This is a genomic window from Haemophilus influenzae (assembly GCF_001457655.1).
Classification (GTDB): domain Bacteria; phylum Pseudomonadota; class Gammaproteobacteria; order Enterobacterales; family Pasteurellaceae; genus Haemophilus; species Haemophilus influenzae.
The window spans coordinates 1,064,119-1,081,630 of the sequence record NZ_LN831035.1 but is presented as its reverse complement, the minus strand read 5'-3'; the positions used below and the strand labels follow the sequence as shown (position 1 = coordinate 1,081,630).

Sequence of the window (17,512 nt, the reverse complement as noted above, 5' to 3'; positions counted from 1 at the left end):
AACATAAAAACTCTTTTTGGAATACCAAATATCTATTTTTGTGAGCCGTATCACAAAAATAAAAAATTGGAATACCAATTTAAGGAAAAATATGGAAAATATAGTAAATAGAACATATACCCGAATCGGTCAATTGCTAAAACAAGATATTTCTCAAGGAATTTATAGCATTGGAGACAAACTCCCTACAGAACGAGAAATTTCTGAAAAATTTGGTGTAAGTAGAACTATTGTTAGAGAAGCAATGGTTATGTTAGAAGTAGAAAAATTAGTAGAGGTAAAAAAAGGGTCAGGCGTTTATGTAGTAAGAACCCCCGAATCAATACATATGGAACATTCAGATTTACCAGATGTAGGTCCATTTGAACTTTTACAAGCTAGACAACTATTAGAAAGTAGTATTGCTGAATTCGCAGCGTTACAAGCGACTAAAAAAGATATTTTAAATTTAAAACAAATACTGAATCGAGAGAAAGAATTACTTACTCAGAATCAAGATGACTATAGTGCAGACAAAGATTTTCATTTGGCACTTGCAGAAATTACACAAAATGATGTGTTAGTCAAATTACAAGAACAATTGTGGCAATATCGCTTTAATAGTGCGATGTGGGCACAATTACATTCTCGTATTTTACAAAATGATTATCATCATTTATGGATAGAAGATCATCAAACAATTTTATCTGCTATTCAAAAGAAAAATGCTAATGAAGCTAGAAAAGCTATGTGGCAACACTTAGAAAATGTAAAAGTAAAATTATTTGAATTATCTGATGTAGAAGATCCACATTTTGATGGATACCTATTCAATACAAATCCAGTTGTTGTAGGTATCTAAATACTTGTAATAACATAGGAGTTAAAAATGGAACAAGCATGGCGTTGGTATGGACCAAAAGATCCTGTTTCTTTATCTGATATTCGTCAAGCAGGCGCAACTGGTATAGTCACTGCACTTCACCATATTCCTAACGGTGAAGTGTGGAGTATCGAAGAAATTAAAAAACGCAAAACTGAAATAGAGAATGCTGGTTTAAGCTGGTCAGTAGTGGAAAGTGTACCAGTTCATGAAGAGATTAAAACTCAGACTGGAAATTATCAAAAATGGATTAATAACTATAAACAAACTCTTCGCAATCTTGCTCAATGCGGAATTGACACTGTTTGTTACAATTTTATGCCTGTTTTAGACTGGACTCGTACTGATCTCGCTTATGAATTACCAGATGGTTCTAAAGCATTGCGCTTTGATCATATCGCTTTCGCAGCATTTGAACTTCATATTTTAAAACGTCCTGATGCAGAAAAAGCCTATAATCAAGAAGAACAAGTTGCAGCAAGAACCTATTATGACAAGATGTCAGAGCAAGATATAACGCAATTAACGCGTAATATTATTGCGGGCTTACCCGGTGCAGAAGAAGGTTATACTCTTGATGAATTTCAAACTCAATTAGATCGCTATAAAGATATTTCACCCGAAAAATTCCGTACGCATTTGGCTTATTTTTTAAATGAGATCGTACCTGTTGCCCAAGAAGTAGGAATCAAAATGGCGATTCATCCAGATGATCCTCCACGCCCAATCTTAGGCTTACCGCGCATAGTTTCAACTATTGAAGATATGCAATGGTTTGTAGAAACTCAACCATTACCAGCAAATGGTTTTACAATGTGTACGGGTTCTTATGGCGTACGCTCCGATAATGATCTCGTAAAAATGACAGAACAATTTGCAGATCGTATTTACTTCGCACATTTACGTTCTACTCAACGTGAAGATAATCCACTAACCTTCCATGAAGCAGCTCATCTAGAAGGAGACGTAGATATGTTTAATGTGGTAAAAGCCTTATTAAATGAAGAATATCGTCGATTAAATCAAGGAGAAACGCGTTTAATCCCAATGCGCCCAGATCATGGGCATCAAATGTTGGATGACTTACGTAAAAAAACCAACCCTGGCTACTCTGCCATTGGTCGGTTAAAAGGTCTAGCTGAATTTCGCGGTTTAGAGATGGCACTAAAAAAAGTGTATTTCAATAAGTAAAAGAAAAAGTGCGGTCATAAAAAACATTATTTTTATCGACCGCACTTCTAATTTATTTCATCAATCTTCTCATTCGAATATTGATCATCTCGACCACAACAGAGAATCCCATTGCAAAATAGATGTAACCTTTCGGGATGTGAATATCCAAACTTTCTGCAATTAAACTAATTCCGACTAAAATTAAGAAAGCTAAAGCTAGAATTTTCAACGTTGGATGTGTATCTACAAAATTGCCGATTGGTTTTGCCGCAAACATCATCACCCCCACGGCAATCATAATCGCCAAAATCATCACAGGAAGGTGGCTTGCCATACCTACTGCTGTAATCACAGAATCTAAAGAAAAAACAATATCTAGCACTGCAATTTGAATTAATACGCCAAAATAACTCACTTTGTTTTTGCTTTCAGAATTATGGTGTTCTTGATGATTTATTGCCTCTTTAATTTCCCCAAAGCTTTTTATAATCAGGAATAAACCTCCGATTAATAAAATCAAATCACGCCCAGAAATTGCTTGATTAAACAGAGTAAATAATGGTGCAGTAAGTTTCATAATCCAAGCAAGTGACATTAAAAGTAAAATTCTTGTCAGCATTGCTAAACCAAGTCCAATAATACGACCAGACTGGCGTTGGCTTTCAGGTAAACGTCCAACTAGGATGTTAATAAAAATAATATTGTCGATTCCTAAAACGATCTCTAAAGCCGCAAGTGTCACAAGTGATATCCACGCTTCAGGATCTGCAATCCATTCAAACATAATTTTTCCTATAATTGAGTTAAATAAATCCGAAAATACAGATCATAATGGCTTTATGACGAAAAGCAATCGTTATTTATATTTGAGAAATGATTGATTAGTCGTTTTTAAGCGTTTCAAAAATCCTTTCAGCAAGTTTAGGGGAAATGCCCGGTACAGAGGCTATTTCATCTAAGGTCGCCTTTTTCACACCTTGTAAACCACCAAGATATTTCAGTAAAGCCTGACGACGTTTAGCTCCCACTCCTTCAATGGTTTCTAAACCACTTTGTGTAAAGGCTTTTTGACGTTTTTTACGGTGTCCGCTTATTGCGTGATTATGGCTTTCATCACGGATATGTTGAATCAAATGCAATGCCAAACTATCATCAGGCAAATGAATTTCGCGGTCTTGTTTGCTGATAATCAGTACTTCCTGCCCTGCTCGACGATCAACCCCTTTTGCCACGCCAATTAAGTGCGGTCTATTTTTATCCCATTTTACTTGAAGATGTTGGAACACGTTCAATGCTCGATTTAACTGCCCTTTTCCACCATCAATAAAAATAATATCGGGAATTTTATCTTCTTCTAAATCACGCTCATAACGTTTCTGCAACGCTTGTTCCATCGCAGCATAATCATCTCCGCCAGTAATGCCTTCAATATTAAAACGGCGATAATCAGATTTCAGTGGACCTTCTTTATTAAAAACAACACAAGATGCTACCGTTTGATTTCCCATCGTGTGGCTTATATCGAAACATTCCATACGCTTAATTTCAGGAAGATTTAACAGATCACACAACGCTTGATAACGCTCTGACATTCGTGAAGATTGTTTAAGTTGTACATTTAAAGCCGCTTTAGCATTAACTTGTGCGAGCTGTAAGTATTTACTCTTATCGCCTTTTACGCTTTCTTGAATCGTCACTTTTCTGCCCGCTTGCTCGCTAAGAAGTTGCTCAAGCTCTGATTTTTCAGCTAATTGACGATCCACAATAATGCTATTCGGGATACTTCGTCCTTGATGACCTTGTAAATAAAATTGCCCCACAAAAGTTTCGGTAAGTTCCGATAAATCCGTATTGGCGGGGACTTTTGGGAAATAACTGCGATTGCCTAGCACTTTTCCTTGACGAATAAACATTACCTGTACACAGGCTAACCCGTGTTGGTAAGCGATAGACATAATATCCATATCATCTAAACGCTCATTGGATACAAATTGTTTTTCTATAACCGAACGCACAGCCTGAATTTGATCGCGATAACGAGCAGCCTGTTCAAAATCTAAATTTCTGCTTGCCTGCTCCATTTTACCGATTAAATAATCTAACACCTGTTGATCTTTGCCTTGTAAAAATAAGCGGGCTAATTCAACTTGCTGATTATATTCTTCATCGGAAACATATCCCTGTACACAAGGCGCGGAACAACGCCCAATTTGATACTGCAAACAAGGACGAGAGCGGTTGGAATAAACGGAATTTTCACATTGGCGAACAGGAAAAAGTTTTTGCAAAAGCGACAAAGTTTCACGCACAGCCCCTGCGTGAGGATAAGGCCCGAAATATTCGCCTGCAAATTTTTTAGAACCACGATAAGAAGTAATTCTTGGGTGGCGTTCTTTGGTTAATAAAATAAATGGATAGGATTTATCATCACGCAATAATACGTTATAGCGAGGCTGATAAAGCTTGATGAAATTATGCTCTAGCAGTAAAGCTTCCGTTTCAGATGAAGTTAGCGTGGTGTCAATATGATGAATTGACGCAACCAACGCCTCTGTTTTTTTACTGCTCAGATTTTTACGAAAATAGCTTGAAAGACGTTTTTTTAAATCCTTTGCTTTCCCAACATAAATAACCTGATCTTTATCGTCATACATACGATAAACACCAGGTTCGTGAGAGACATCCGCGAGGAATTTTTTGGGATTGAACATAGAATATTTTACCAATAACAAAAGACATCTTGCCTTCCCTGCTTTCGGGGGAAAGAGCCTAAAGAGCAAAAGGGGGCTTGCGATGTTAAATTTATCCCCCCTCAGCCTTCGGCAGCTCCCCCCACAAGCAGGGGGAGCCAAGTATTTAATCCTTCGCCAAAATCAACCGCACTTTTTCCAAATCTTCAGCAGTATCCACCCCCACTGCAGGCACTTCTTTCGCAAGTTCTACGTGAATACGTTCGCCGTTATATAACACACGAAGCTGCTCAAGTTTTTCTAGATTTTCAAGTTGAGTCGGTGCCCATTGCACATATTGTTTTATAAAACCAGCACGATACGCGTAAATGCCAATATGACGTAAGTAAGCGTCAGAAAGCTGTACTTTCTGAATATCCTGTAAATTCATAAACTGATCACGATCGTAAGGAATAACCGAACGGGAAAAATACAGCACATAGCCATCTTTATCTGTTAATACTTTCACTGCATTTGGATTAAATAATTCCTCAGTATCATGAATTTTTACCGCAAGGCTTGCCATATTCACGTTAAATTTTGCTAAATTATCTGCCACTTGTCGCACGATAACGGGTGGAATCAAAGGCTCATCGCCTTGGATATTGACAATGATTTCATTGTCGGGAATCGCTAATTTTTCTACAACTTCCGCTAAACGCTCTGTACCAGAATTATGATTAACCGAAGTCATACAGACTTCAGCACCAAAACTTTTGGCAACATCAGCAACATTTTCATTATCGGTGGCAATAATCACTCGGCTCGCCCCAGACTGCAATGCTTTCTCAAATACATGTTGAATCATTGGCTTACCCACAATATCAGCAAGAGGTTTTCCAGGCAAACGACTTGATGCAAAACGAGCGGGGATAATCACGGTAAATGACATAGTTTATTCCTTATTCTTTAATATTTCAGCTTTATCGGCAAGCAATCAAAACAACTTGGGATTAATCTTTTCAGCCATTTCTATATTGCGCCACAAGTTTGTCTATTTTGCTCCAAAAGTGCGGTAAATTTTCACGTTGTTTTTCAGCCTCAATAATTTCTGCATCCACAGGGACATACCACCAATTATCTTTAGCAAAAGATTGGCATTTTACGGCATCTTTTTCCGTCATAAAGAGCGGTTGATTTTCAGCAAGTTTTTCTAATTGAGAGGCTTCAAAATGTTGATGATCTTGAAATGCTCGAGTTTGCTGTAACTGAATCCCTAACTTTTCTAGCATAGTGAAAAAACGCTGTGGATTGCCAATCCCTGCTATGGCAACACCTGATTGAAATTCATTTAATTGGCGTTTTTCATTGGTTTTTAAATTAATCGCGAAATGAGGCACAAGACGCATAACTGCATCTGAATACTGATTTTTTCCACCATTAGTGATCACAAAATCTACGGATTTTAATCGACTTGGTAATTCTCGCAATGGACCTGCTGGCAATACAAAACCATTTCCCAATGCGCGTTCAGCGTCCATTACTACAATTTCCAAATCACGCTGTAATTGATAATGCTGTAAACCATCATCAGAAATAATAATATCGCACTCTGCTTGGCTTAAGAGTAATTCAATCGCTTGTTGGCGATTCGGGGAAATCACGACTGGAGCATTAGTGCGTTTAGCAATCAATACAGGTTCATCACCACCTTCAATCGGATGCGTATTTTCAGTAACGCATAACGGATACGTTTTAGATTTGCTTCCATAACCACGAGAAATCACACCTACGCGCAAACCTCGTTTTTTTAATTCTTCCACAAGCCAAACAACCACAGGCGTTTTGCCATTTCCACCCACAGACAAATTTCCCACAATTATCACTGGTTTTGGTGCGCGATAAGAAGACTTCAGCCCCAAAGAGAATAAGGCGCGACGAAGTTGGCTAATCAACCAAAACAATAAAGAAAAAGGCGATAAGAGCCAAATAAGTTTGGAGTTGGAATACCAGAAGGGCATAGAAAATCCTTTCTAATAAGTGCGGATAAAATAACGCGAGTTTTTCAACTCGCGTTTTCGATAATCAATAAATTAGCCAGTAAACTGCATACTATGCAACTGTTTATAGGCACCATTTTGTTCAAGCAATGTTTTATGGTTGCCACGCTCACGAATTTCTCCGTGATCAATCACAAGAATTTCATCCGCATTTTCAATAGTAGATAATCGATGGGCAATCACAATAACCGTGCGATCTTTCTTTAATTCCTCTAATGCAGATTGGATTGCTCGTTCTGATTCCGTATCTAGTGCAGATGTAGCTTCATCTAAAATTAATACTGGCGAATTACGCAATAAAGCACGAGCAATCGCTAAACGCTGACGTTGCCCACCTGATAGGCTAGCGCCATTTTCGCCAATTACCGTATCAAAACCTTGCGGTAATTTTTCGATAAACTCTAAAGCATAAGCCGCTTTTGCTGCAGCGATAATTTCTTCGCGAGAATACTTATCTTGTGCTGCATAAGCAATATTATTCGCAATAGTATCGTTAAATAAATGGACTTGTTGAGAAACCACAGCGCAGTTTTCACGTAAATTAGATAAACGATAATCTTGGATATTTACGCCATCAAGTAAAATCTCGCCTTGCTCAATATCGTAAAAACGTGTCACTAAATTAGCAATGGTTGATTTGCCCGATCCAGAACGTCCCACTAGAGCTACGGTTTTTCCAGCTGGAACGCTAAAAGAAATATTATTTAATGCAAGTTCATCTTTTCCTTGATATGCAAAACTCACATTTTTAAATTCTAACTCGCCTTTCGCAGGTTCTGCTTTATAAGCCCCGTTATCTTTTTCTGGCTCTAAATCTAAAATGGCAAATAGCGTTTGACATGCTGCCATTCCACTTTGAAATTGTGCATTCACCGCAGTTAATGATTTTAACGGACGCATCATAGCTAACATTGAAGAAAATACCACTGTAAATGAGCCTGCACTCAAATTATCTTCTGCAATCAATGGAGTGGTAGCTAAATAGAGCACCGTAGCTAATGCGAGAGATGCAATAACTTGCACCACAGGATCAGAAATGGAATTTGCTGTCACCATTTTCATGCTTTTTCGACGCATATCATTACTAACATGATTAAAATGTACTTCTTCCACATGTTGCCCTCCGAAAGAAAGCACAACTTTATGACCTTTTAACATCTGTTCTGTAGCAGACGTAAGTTCACCCATTGAATCTTGTAAGTTCTTACTTAATCTACGAAAAATTTTTGATACCAAACGAATTAAAACAGCAATGATTGGACCTATAATAAAAAGCACAATTGTTAATTCCCAACTGGTATAAAACATCACTGCCAATAGCGAAATAATATATGCTCCTTCTCGCACAATTGTAATCAAAGATCCTGAAGAAGAACTTGCAATCATTTGGGAATCATAAGTAATCCGAGAAAGTAAACGCCCTGTTGAATTTTGATCAAAGAAACTCACTGGCATAAACATTAAATGTTTAAACAAGCGGCGACGCATTGTCATGACAACTTTGCCTGATACCCACGCCAAGCAATAATTAGAAATAAAGTTGGTAATGCCGCGTAAAATAATCATCCCAACGACGACAAAAGCCATCATTTTCAAAAATGAATGGTTTGCCTTACCAAAACCATCGTCCAACAACGGTTTTAACAAATAAATCAAGCCTGAGTCAGCCAATGCATTAAAAACTAACGCGACGCCAGAAACAATAAGCCCCGCTTTAAAAGGTTTAATCATTGGCCACAAACGCTTAAACGTTTGTAAGGTTGAAAAATCATTTTCTTGTAATTTTTGCTCTTGCATAATCGCTATCTAATAGTAAAAATTGCACGCATTGTACCTTTTATTCCTTTGATAATCCAATTACACGCGCATACCAAGGGGAAAATTTTGTGCGAGCTTGCTGGATTTCTAATCGGTCTTGAAAAAAATTTACCCGCACTTGCCCCGAAACAGCGGTATTTTCTACCGCACTTTTATAGCGATGAAGCCTTTCCATAACCGAATAATGAGGGAATTTCCACGGATTCCAACGCCCACTAGAAATAATCGCTACATCTGGTCTAACCTGAGAAAGCAAGTATTCACTTGTCGATGTTTTACTCCCATGATGCCCCACTTGCAACACATCGATTTTGCCTAAAGTGCGGGCAAAAATTTGCTCATTTTTTGCTTCAGCATCGCCAGTTAGCAAAACGCTATTCTTTCCATCATCGACTAAAATCACACAAGAATGGGGATTATCAGCTCGTGTCGCAACGTTGTGAGGAGAAAGTATTTGAAAATGCAACCCTTGCCAATGCCAATCACGCCCAGCAGTACAAAAAGTGCGGTAATTTTCCCCATAGTTTTTCCGTGAAGGGGTAATCAATTCCACATTGGGATACGCCTTTAAAATTGTCGAAGCACCACCTGCGTGATCGTTATCGTCGTGGCTTAAAATCAATTTTTCCAAAACAATCCCTTCTCTTTGTAAATAAGGCAAAATTTCCAACTCAGCCATACTTCCACCTCGCCAAGAAGAACCCGTATCATAAAGAATCCCTTTGCCATTTTTCACAATCAGCGTTGCCAAGCCCTGCCCCACATCTAAAGTATCTACCTGCCAAGTTGGCTTGCTCAATTGTTTAAACAACAAAATCATAAAACACATAAGAATAATGCCGAAAGAACATCGCAAAACGTTGATTCGATCAGTTTTTAGCAAAGGTTTACTGAGATTCAATGTAAAAAATCTTGGTCGTTTAATTTTCCAAGTTGATGATGAAACCTCTGGTTCTCGATAAATACTCCAAATAATTAACATAAAAATTCCTGCACAAAGTGCGGTTAAAACCAATGCTAAATTAAATGAAACATTAAACCAATTCCCTTGAAAAACAGAAATTAACCCAGTAATTCCTTCGGCTAACTTGTTTGCTAGTTGCCAAGAAAACATTGTGCCGTTAGTAAAAACGGCAAATAAAATTAATGGCACAAGCAAAAAACTATAAATTGGAACCGCCATAAGATTGGCTAAAAATCCACTTAACGATAAGCCATTAAATAGAAAAAGTTGCAAAGGCGTAAAAAAGAGCAATAACCCAAATTGCAAATGAAATAAACTAAAAATCCACCGCACTTTTGGAGCAAAAGGGCGATTTTTCCATTGAAAAAGTGAAAAAGGCACATAACGATACCAGAGGAGCAAACACCCAACCGCTCCACAAGAAAGCCAAAAACTGACCGAAAGCGGCATTAATGGATCGCAGAAAAGCAAGAATCCGACAACCAACGTAAAAAGCTGAATGGGCGAATAATGTCGCCTCATTATTTGAATAAATAAAACGAAAACAAGTGCTGAAATGGCACGAAAAGTTGGCACACTAAAACCAGCCAAATACGCATAAATTAAAGCAAATAAAACACCAAAAACTAAAGGAAAATAAGGATGAATAAAACGGGTGGGGCAAAAGACTTGCACAACACGCGCCAAGCAAAATCCAATTCCCATAGCCAACCCAATATGTAAGCCAGAAATAGCAATAAGATGCGCAGTATTGGTTTGTTGGTAAATTGACCAAGTGGTTTTATCTAACCAAGCCCGTTCGCCAAAAGCTAAGGCAATCAATAAACCTTGTAAGGACAACCCTTCTGTTTGTTTTTTCACTTGTTGCAATTTTTCTGCACGCAATGATGAAACATCCGCAATTTTCACCGCACTTTTTACCGTTCCAACAGCCGTAATTCCTTTTGAAAAATACCATTGTTGCCGATCAAACCCACCAAAATTTAATCGCGCAGAAAGGGGACGTAAAGAAATTTCAGCTTGCCAAATTTCCGATAATTGAGGCACCTCTTTCGCTTTCCAATTTAAGAAAATTCGTTGTTCTTGCAAATTATTCTCCAATGTTGCTGTGGCGATAAGCGTTTGATAATCCTGTTGGTGCAAAATTTCTTGAATCTTAAAAGTTACCACTTGATTTTGAGCGGTAATATTTTGAGCTTGTTGTGATAAACTCAAAGCCGAATAATGAAAATAGCCAAGAGAGGCAACAAAAAAAGCAAGGCTAACTAAGAAATTTCTACGCAAGAAAATAAAAAGAAAAATCAAAACAAGCGCAATAACGAGAGCAACTTGCCAAGGCAATAGCAACGGTTGCGGTAGAAATAACAACGTTAAATCCGCGACAATTAACAAGACAGCTAAAGTTATTAAGTTTAATTTCATTTTTATAAAAAATTAATTCCAGTCTCTCTAAGACTAGGCTAGTTTTATTTAAATATGCAAACGGTTGCTTCAAATTTTGCGATCCATATCGTAAAAATAAATTTTTCAGGAAAATTTACTTGCTAAAACAAACAACTTCTGATATTTATACCGCCCGCAAAAATTGGGTTCCTAAAATAGCAGTCAGGAACAAACTAAAATAACAAGACAGGAAGTCGTGAAGTCCACGCTTAATTCTGTATGTATTAGGAGTGAGAGATGTCAAAAGCATCATTGAGCTTGCTAGATTTAGCAGGCGTTAAGCCTTATCAAATGAAAAAAGATGAAGAATATATGAATGAAGAGCAAATTCTTCATTTCAGAAAAATTCTTAATGCTTGGCACGAGCAAATCGTGGAAGAAGCTTCTCGCACCGTTGCACATATGCAGGATGAAGTAACCAATTTCCCCGATCCTGCAGACCGAGCAACTCAAGAAGAGGAATTTAGTCTAGAATTACGTAATCGAGATCGCGAACGTAAACTAATGAAAAAAATCGAAGCAACCTTGAAGAAACTTGATACCGATGATTTTGGTTACTGCGATTGTTGTGGTGAAGAAATCGGCATTCGCCGTTTAGAAGCGCGCCCAACAGCAGATCTTTGCATTGATTGCAAAACTTTAGCTGAAATCCGCGAAAAACAAGTCGCTGGTTAATTCATTCTATTGAAAAATACAAAAGTGCGGTTAAAATTAGCCGCACTTTTTTGCATTTAAAAATGCAGGAAAATCCACTTGCCTTTTTCTTTACAAGAAAAGAGCCAAGTCATTTATTTCCAACAACAAAACGGAGTAAATTATTCTTACTTATATCAAAAATTTGTTTGGCAAGAAGACAAAAAAATCAAAAGAGGTTGCCAAAACAAGTGCTCATTCTAAACGAGTTGAGCGTTCTAATAGCCAAATGCCAAAAGCGCGAGCAAAAAAATCGGAACAAACACGTCGCTATGATAAAAATGTGATTAAAGCGGCTCAATTTGATATTTCTCCGAGTGATTTTAGCCGTAATGCTCTCAATGTAGTGGAAAAACTGCAACGTCAAGGTTTCGAGGCTTATATCGTCGGTGGATGTATCCGTGATTTATTGCTCGGTAAAAAACCAAAAGATTTTGATGTTGCAACAAATGCTCGCCCAGAGCAAATCCAAAACATTTTTCAACGCCAATGTCGTTTAGTGGGTCGCCGTTTCCGCTTAGCACATATTATGTTTGGTCGAGATATTATTGAAGTCGCCACTTTCCGTGCTAATCACAGTGATGCTCGCAATGAAAATCAAGCGAAACAGAGCAATGAAGGCATGTTACTGCGCGATAATGTTTACGGTACGATCGAACAAGATGCAGCACGCCGTGATTTTACGGTCAATGCACTGTATTACAATCCGCAAGATAATACGTTACGAGATTATTTCGAGGGCATTAAGGATCTCAAAGCAGGCAAGCTACGCTTAATTGGCGATCCTGTTACACGTTATCAAGAAGATCCTGTGCGCATGCTACGCTCAATTCGTTTTATGGCAAAACTTGATATGTTCCTTGAAAAACCAAGTGAACAGCCAATTCGTGAACTTGCACCTTTATTAAAAAATATTCCACCAGCTCGCTTATTTGACGAAAGTTTAAAATTATTGCAGGCAGGACAAGGGGTAAAAACCTATCGGTTATTACGCCAATATAGTTTATTTGAACAACTTTTCCCTGCATTAAGCGCATATTTTACAGAGAAAGAAGATAGCTTTGCAGAACGTATGATCGTTACCGCCCTTAGTTCGACAGATGAACGTGTTGCGGATAAACTTCGTATTAATCCTGCATTCTTATTTGCAGCATTTTTCTGGTATCCATTGTGCGAAAAAGTGGAAATTTTAAAAAATGAAGGTGGTTTAAATAATCATGATGCTTATGCTTTAGCAGGCAATGAAGTTTTAGACTTATTCTGCCGTGCTTTGGCTGCACCACGTCGTCATACTGCGGTCATTCGTGACATTTGGTTCTTACAATTGCAATTATTAAAACGTACTGGCTCAGCACCAATGCGTACCATGGAACATCCAAAATTCCGTGCTGGCTTTGATTTACTGGCTATGCGTGCAGAAATTGAAGGTGGCGAAACCATTGAATTAGCCAAATGGTGGCACGAATATCAATTTAGTAATGGTGAACAGCGCGAACAGTTGATACACGAGCAACAACGCTTACATCCTAAACCAAAGAAAAAATACTACCGTCCACGCCGTCGTAAAATAACACGTTCAGCAGAGTAAGGGGAGATATGATTACTGCATATATTGCTCTAGGTAGCAATTTAAACACACCAGTAGAACAATTACATGCTGCGCTTAAAGCGATAAGTCAGTTACCAAACACGCATTTAGTAACGACGAGCTCTTTTTATAAAAGCAAACCGCTCGGCCCACAAGATCAACCCGATTATGTGAATGCCGTTGCAAAAATTGAAACCGAACTTAGTCCGCTCAAGCTATTAGATGAATTACAACGTATTGAAAACGAGCAAGGTCGAGTGCGTTTACGTCGCTGGGGCGAACGCACGTTAGATTTAGATATTTTGCTCTACGGCAATGAAATTATTCAAAACGAACGCTTAATAATTCCCCATTATGATATGCATAACCGTGAGTTTGTCATTGTGCCGTTGTTTGAAATCGCATCGGATTTAGTTTTACCAAATAGTCAAATCATAACAGAGCTGGTCAAGCAATTTGCTGACCACAAAATGATAAAATTAAATCCCTAGAAATTTCACCGCACTTTTATGAACCTCAAAAGTGCGGTAGAATCAGCCCACATTTTTCTTCATTCATGACCCGTTATGGAAAGCTTAACTCAATATATCCCTGATGAATTTTCTATGCTTCGCTTCGGCAAAAAATTCGCAGAAATTCTTTTAAAATTGCATACCGAAAAAGCAATTATGGTTTATCTTAACGGTGATCTTGGGGCAGGAAAAACAACGCTAACGCGCGGAATGTTGCAAGGCATCGGTCATCAAGGTAATGTAAAAAGCCCAACTTATACGCTGGTTGAAGAATACAATATTGCAGGCAAAATGATTTATCATTTTGATTTATATCGTCTAGCAGATCCTGAAGAGCTCGAATTTATGGGCATTAGAGATTATTTTAATACAGATAGCATCTGCTTAATTGAATGGTCAGAAAAAGGTCAAGGCATATTGCCAGAAGCTGATATTTTAGTGAATATTGATTATTACGATGATGCACGAAATATTGAATTAATCGCACAAACAAATTTGGGTAAAAATATTATAAGCGCATTTTCTAATTAACTTATTTATGAAAACTAAAATTTTATTTTTTCTTTTTTTCTCGACATTTAGCTTTTCTATTTTTGCAGCTCCTATTACGATTGCAATTGACCCTGGTCACGGAGGAAAAGATCCTGGTGCAATCGGCCGAAATTTAGGTATTTATGAAAAAAATGTTACCCTTTCAATTGCAAAAGAATTAAAAGCCTTATTAGATAAAGATCCACATTTTCGTGGTGTATTAACGCGTAAAAGTGATTATTATATTTCCGTGCCAGAACGTTCAGAAATCGCACGTAAATTTAAAGCGAATTATCTTATTTCCATTCATGCCGATTCATCTAAATCACCTGATCGTCGCGGGGCTTCTGTTTGGGTATTGTCAAACCGTCGAGCCAATGATGAAATGGGTCAATGGTTAGAAGACGATGAAAAACGCTCGGAATTACTTGGTGGAGCGGGAAAGGTGCTTTCACACAATAATGACAAATATCTTGACCAGACTGTACTTGATCTGCAATTCGGACATAGCCAACGTACAGGCTATGTGTTAGGCGAACATATTTTGCACCATTTTGCTAAAGTAACAACATTAAGTCGCAGTACGCCACAACATGCAAGTCTGGGTGTTCTACGTTCGCCAGATATTCCTTCTGTGTTGGTAGAAACTGGATTTCTTTCCAATTCAGAAGAAGAAAAAAAACTTAATTCCCAAACTTATCGTCGCCGCATTGCTTATATGATTTATGAAGGCTTAGTTGCATTCCATAGCGGTAAAACCAACACTTTAGTTAAAGACAATTTAGTGCAAAACATCAAACAAAACGATATAAAAAAATCAGGGAAAAATAACCGCACTTCAGAACAAAATATAAATGAAGATAATATTAAAGACAGTGGCATTCGCCATATTGTAAAAAAAGGAGAAAGTTTAGGTAGCTTATCAAATAAATATCACGTAAAAGTCTCTGATATTATTAAATTAAATCAATTAAAGAGAAAAACACTTTGGCTAAATGAAAGTATTAAAATCCCTGATAATGTCGAGATAAAAAATAAATCATTAACAATTAAAGAAAATGATTTTCATAAAAAACAAAATAGCTTAGTAAATAATACCAATAAAGATTTAAAAAAAGAGAAAAATACACAAACTAATAATCAAAAAAATATAATTCCGCTCTATCATAAAGTAACAAAAAACCAAACACTTTATGCTATTTCGAGGGAATATAACATTCCAGTAAATATACTATTGAGCCTAAATCCACATTTAAAAAATGGCAAAGTTATTACAGGACAAAAAATAAAATTAAGAGAAAAATAAATGCCTATTAAAATTCTTTCCCCACAACTTGCTAACCAAATTGCTGCTGGAGAAGTGGTAGAACGCCCTGCATCAGTGGTAAAAGAATTAGTGGAAAATAGCCTTGATGCAGGTGCAAATAAAATCCAAATTGATATCGAAAATGGTGGGGCAAATTTAATCCGCATTCGTGACAATGGCTGTGGTATTCCAAAAGAAGAATTAAGCCTCGCTTTGGCACGACATGCCACGAGTAAAATAGCCGATCTTGATGATCTCGAAGCGATTTTAAGTTTAGGTTTTCGTGGCGAGGCATTAGCTAGTATCAGTTCCGTATCACGCCTAACCCTTACTTCTCGTACCGAAGAACAAACTGAAGCGTGGCAAGTTTATGCGCAAGGTCGTGATATGGAAACCACAATCAAACCCGCATCACATCCTGTCGGCACAACAGTTGAAGTTGCCAATCTTTTTTTCAACACGCCAGCCCGCCGAAAATTTTTGCGCACAGATAAAACAGAATTTGCGCATATTGATGAAGTCATTCGTCGTATTGCTTTAACGAAATTCAACACAGCATTTACATTAACGCATAATGGAAAAATTATCCGTCAATATCGTCCTGCTGAACAGCTCAATCAGCAACTAAAACGAGTCGCTGCTATTTGTGGGGATGATTTTGTCAAAAATGCCTTACGAATTGATTGGAAACACGATGATTTACACTTATCTGGCTGGGTAGCTACACCAAATTTTAGCCGAACTCAAAATGATTTAAGTTATTGCTATATTAATGGTCGAATGGTGAGAGATAAAGTGATCAGCCATGCTATTCGACAAGCCTATGCTCAATATTTACCAACCGATGCTTATCCTGCGTTTGTGTTGTTTATTGATTTAAACCCGCACGATGTAGATGTCAATGTTCATCCAACCAAACATGAAGTACGCTTTCATCAACAACGTCTGATTCATGATTTTATTTACGAAGGCATCAGCCATGCACTAAACAATCAAGAACAGCTTAATTGGCATACTGAACAAAGTGCGGTAGAAAATCACGAAGAAAATACGGTGCGTGAGCCCCAACCGAATTACAGCATTCGTCCTAATCGTGCAGCTGCGGGGCAAAATAGCTTTGCGCCACAATATCATGAAAAACCACAGCAAAATCAACCGCACTTTTCTAACACACCAGTGTTTCCAAATCATGTAAGTACTGGTTATCGAGATTACCGTTCTGATGCACCGAGTAAAACTGAGCAACGTTTATATGCTGAATTGTTACGCACGTTACCGCCTACAGCGCAAAAGGATATATCGAATACAGCACAACAAAATATTTCAGATACAGCTAAAATCATCTCAACTGAAATAATTGAGTGTTCATCACATCTACGAGCCCTTTCACTTATTGAAAATCGTGCGTTGTTATTACAACAGAACCAAGATTTCTTTTTGCTTTCATTGGAAAAATTACAACGCTTGCGATGGCAACTAGCGTTAAAACAAATACAGATTGAACAACAACCATTGTTGATTCCAATCGTGTTCCGATTAACCGAATCACAATTTCAAGCATGGCAACAATATTCAGATGACTTCAAAAAAATTGGCTTTGAATTTATCGAAAATCAAGCACAATTACGCTTAACCTTAAATAAAGTGCCAAGTGCATTACGCACACAAAATCTACAAAAATGCGTGATGGAAATGCTGACTAGAGATGAAAATTCATCATCATTTTTAACCGCACTTTGCGCACAATTAGAATGCAAAACCTTTAACGCTTTAGCGGATGCACTCAATTTATTGAGCGAGACGGAACGTTTACTCACGCAAACAAATCGCACAGCATTCACCCAATTACTCAAACCTGTTAATTGGCAGCCTTTATTAGACGAAATTTAGATT

The 17,512-nt window shown here is 37.6% G+C and carries 14 protein-coding genes; 8 read left to right on the top strand and 6 right to left on the bottom strand.

Annotation, left to right across the window (positions count from 1 at the left end):
- The first annotated feature begins 91 nt into the window (after window positions 1–91).
- Complete coding sequence (locus AT683_RS05455) at window positions 92–841, top strand: GntR family transcriptional regulator (protein ID WP_005687499.1); 750 nt, start codon at window positions 92–94, stop codon at window positions 839–841.
- 27 nt (window positions 842–868) lie between these two features.
- Entirely contained in the window at window positions 869–2,053 is a 1,185-nt protein-coding gene (gene uxuA, locus AT683_RS05450; RefSeq protein WP_011271799.1) for a mannonate dehydratase, read from the top strand.
- Between the two features lie 52 nt (window positions 2,054–2,105).
- On the opposite strand, the gene AT683_RS05445 is transcribed toward uxuA, so the two are convergent.
- From AT683_RS05445 to AT683_RS05420, 6 genes are all read right to left on the bottom strand, one after another.
- Window positions 2,106–2,819, bottom strand: coding sequence for a TerC family protein (locus AT683_RS05445; RefSeq protein WP_038440962.1), 714 nt, complete (start codon window positions 2,817–2,819; stop codon window positions 2,106–2,108).
- Window positions 2,820–2,916: 97 nt separating this feature from the next.
- Window positions 2,917–4,746 (bottom strand): excinuclease ABC subunit UvrC, encoded by a 1,830-nt coding sequence (gene uvrC / locus AT683_RS05440; RefSeq protein WP_038440960.1) that lies wholly within the window; start codon window positions 4,744–4,746, stop codon window positions 2,917–2,919.
- 145 nt (window positions 4,747–4,891) lie between these two features.
- On the bottom strand, window positions 4,892–5,656 hold the full coding sequence (gene kdsB, locus AT683_RS05435; protein ID WP_038440959.1) for a 3-deoxy-manno-octulosonate cytidylyltransferase: 765 nt from the start codon (window positions 5,654–5,656) through the stop codon (window positions 4,892–4,894).
- Window positions 5,657–5,726: 70 nt separating this feature from the next.
- On the bottom strand, window positions 5,727–6,725 hold the full coding sequence (gene lpxK / locus AT683_RS05430) for a tetraacyldisaccharide 4'-kinase (protein WP_038440958.1): 999 nt from the start codon (window positions 6,723–6,725) through the stop codon (window positions 5,727–5,729).
- A 72-nt stretch (window positions 6,726–6,797) separates the two neighbouring features.
- Window positions 6,798–8,561 (bottom strand): lipid A ABC transporter ATP-binding protein/permease MsbA, encoded by a 1,764-nt coding sequence (msbA, locus tag AT683_RS05425; protein WP_038440957.1) that lies wholly within the window; start codon window positions 8,559–8,561, stop codon window positions 6,798–6,800.
- Window positions 8,562–8,601: 40 nt separating this feature from the next.
- Entirely contained in the window at window positions 8,602–10,968 is a 2,367-nt protein-coding gene (locus tag AT683_RS05420) for a DNA internalization-related competence protein ComEC/Rec2 (protein WP_038440955.1), read from the bottom strand.
- Between the two features lie 258 nt (window positions 10,969–11,226).
- Here AT683_RS05420 and dksA point away from each other — a divergent pair, with 258 nt between their 5' ends.
- The 6 genes from dksA to mutL all read left to right on the top strand — a co-directional run bounded on the left by dksA (window position 11,227) and on the right by mutL (window position 17,509).
- Window positions 11,227–11,664: an RNA polymerase-binding protein DksA gene (gene dksA, locus AT683_RS05415; RefSeq protein WP_011271805.1), complete on the top strand. Its 438-nt coding sequence runs from the start codon at window positions 11,227–11,229 to the stop codon at window positions 11,662–11,664.
- Window positions 11,665–11,911: 247 nt separating this feature from the next.
- Window positions 11,912–13,270: a polynucleotide adenylyltransferase PcnB gene (gene pcnB, locus AT683_RS05410; RefSeq protein ID WP_038441450.1), complete on the top strand. Its 1,359-nt coding sequence runs from the start codon at window positions 11,912–11,914 to the stop codon at window positions 13,268–13,270.
- Between the two features lie 8 nt (window positions 13,271–13,278).
- A complete protein-coding gene (folK, locus tag AT683_RS05405) occupies window positions 13,279–13,761 on the top strand; it encodes a 2-amino-4-hydroxy-6-hydroxymethyldihydropteridine diphosphokinase (RefSeq protein ID WP_011271807.1) in 483 nt (160 codons plus the stop codon).
- Between the two features lie 75 nt (window positions 13,762–13,836).
- Window positions 13,837–14,313 (top strand): tRNA (adenosine(37)-N6)-threonylcarbamoyltransferase complex ATPase subunit type 1 TsaE, encoded by a 477-nt coding sequence (gene tsaE / locus AT683_RS05400; RefSeq protein ID WP_005693857.1) that lies wholly within the window; start codon window positions 13,837–13,839, stop codon window positions 14,311–14,313.
- Window positions 14,314–14,320: 7 nt separating this feature from the next.
- Window positions 14,321–15,619 carry a LysM peptidoglycan-binding domain-containing protein gene (locus AT683_RS05395; protein ID WP_038440953.1) on the top strand — a complete coding sequence of 433 codons (1,299 nt, stop codon included), beginning with the start codon at window positions 14,321–14,323 and terminating at the stop codon, window positions 15,617–15,619.
- On the top strand, window positions 15,620–17,509 hold the full coding sequence (gene mutL, locus AT683_RS05390) for a DNA mismatch repair endonuclease MutL (RefSeq protein ID WP_005689911.1): 1,890 nt from the start codon (window positions 15,620–15,622) through the stop codon (window positions 17,507–17,509). It abuts the gene before it with no gap.
- Window positions 17,510–17,512 lie beyond the last annotated feature (3 nt).

Excerpts from the sequence above, each read along its gene's own strand:
- AT683_RS05455 (WP_005687499.1), top strand. The coding sequence starts at position 92 with ATGGAAAATATAGTAAATAGAACATATACCCGAATCGGTCAATTGCTA.
- uxuA (WP_011271799.1), top strand. The coding sequence starts at position 869 with ATGGAACAAGCATGGCGTTGGTATGGACCAAAAGATCCTGTTTCTTTA.
- AT683_RS05445 (WP_038440962.1), bottom strand. The coding sequence starts at position 2,819 with ATGTTTGAATGGATTGCAGATCCTGAAGCGTGGATATCACTTGTGACA.
- uvrC (WP_038440960.1), bottom strand. The coding sequence starts at position 4,746 with ATGTTCAATCCCAAAAAATTCCTCGCGGATGTCTCTCACGAACCTGGT.
- kdsB (WP_038440959.1), bottom strand. The coding sequence starts at position 5,656 with ATGTCATTTACCGTGATTATCCCCGCTCGTTTTGCATCAAGTCGTTTG.
- lpxK (WP_038440958.1), bottom strand. The coding sequence starts at position 6,725 with ATGCCCTTCTGGTATTCCAACTCCAAACTTATTTGGCTCTTATCGCCT.
- msbA (WP_038440957.1), bottom strand. The coding sequence starts at position 8,561 with ATGCAAGAGCAAAAATTACAAGAAAATGATTTTTCAACCTTACAAACG.
- AT683_RS05420 (WP_038440955.1), bottom strand. The coding sequence starts at position 10,968 with ATGAAATTAAACTTAATAACTTTAGCTGTCTTGTTAATTGTCGCGGAT.
- dksA (WP_011271805.1), top strand. The coding sequence starts at position 11,227 with ATGTCAAAAGCATCATTGAGCTTGCTAGATTTAGCAGGCGTTAAGCCT.
- pcnB (WP_038441450.1), top strand. The coding sequence starts at position 11,912 with ATGCCAAAAGCGCGAGCAAAAAAATCGGAACAAACACGTCGCTATGAT.
- folK (WP_011271807.1), top strand. The coding sequence starts at position 13,279 with ATGATTACTGCATATATTGCTCTAGGTAGCAATTTAAACACACCAGTA.
- tsaE (WP_005693857.1), top strand. The coding sequence starts at position 13,837 with ATGGAAAGCTTAACTCAATATATCCCTGATGAATTTTCTATGCTTCGC.
- AT683_RS05395 (WP_038440953.1), top strand. The coding sequence starts at position 14,321 with ATGAAAACTAAAATTTTATTTTTTCTTTTTTTCTCGACATTTAGCTTT.
- mutL (WP_005689911.1), top strand. The coding sequence starts at position 15,620 with ATGCCTATTAAAATTCTTTCCCCACAACTTGCTAACCAAATTGCTGCT.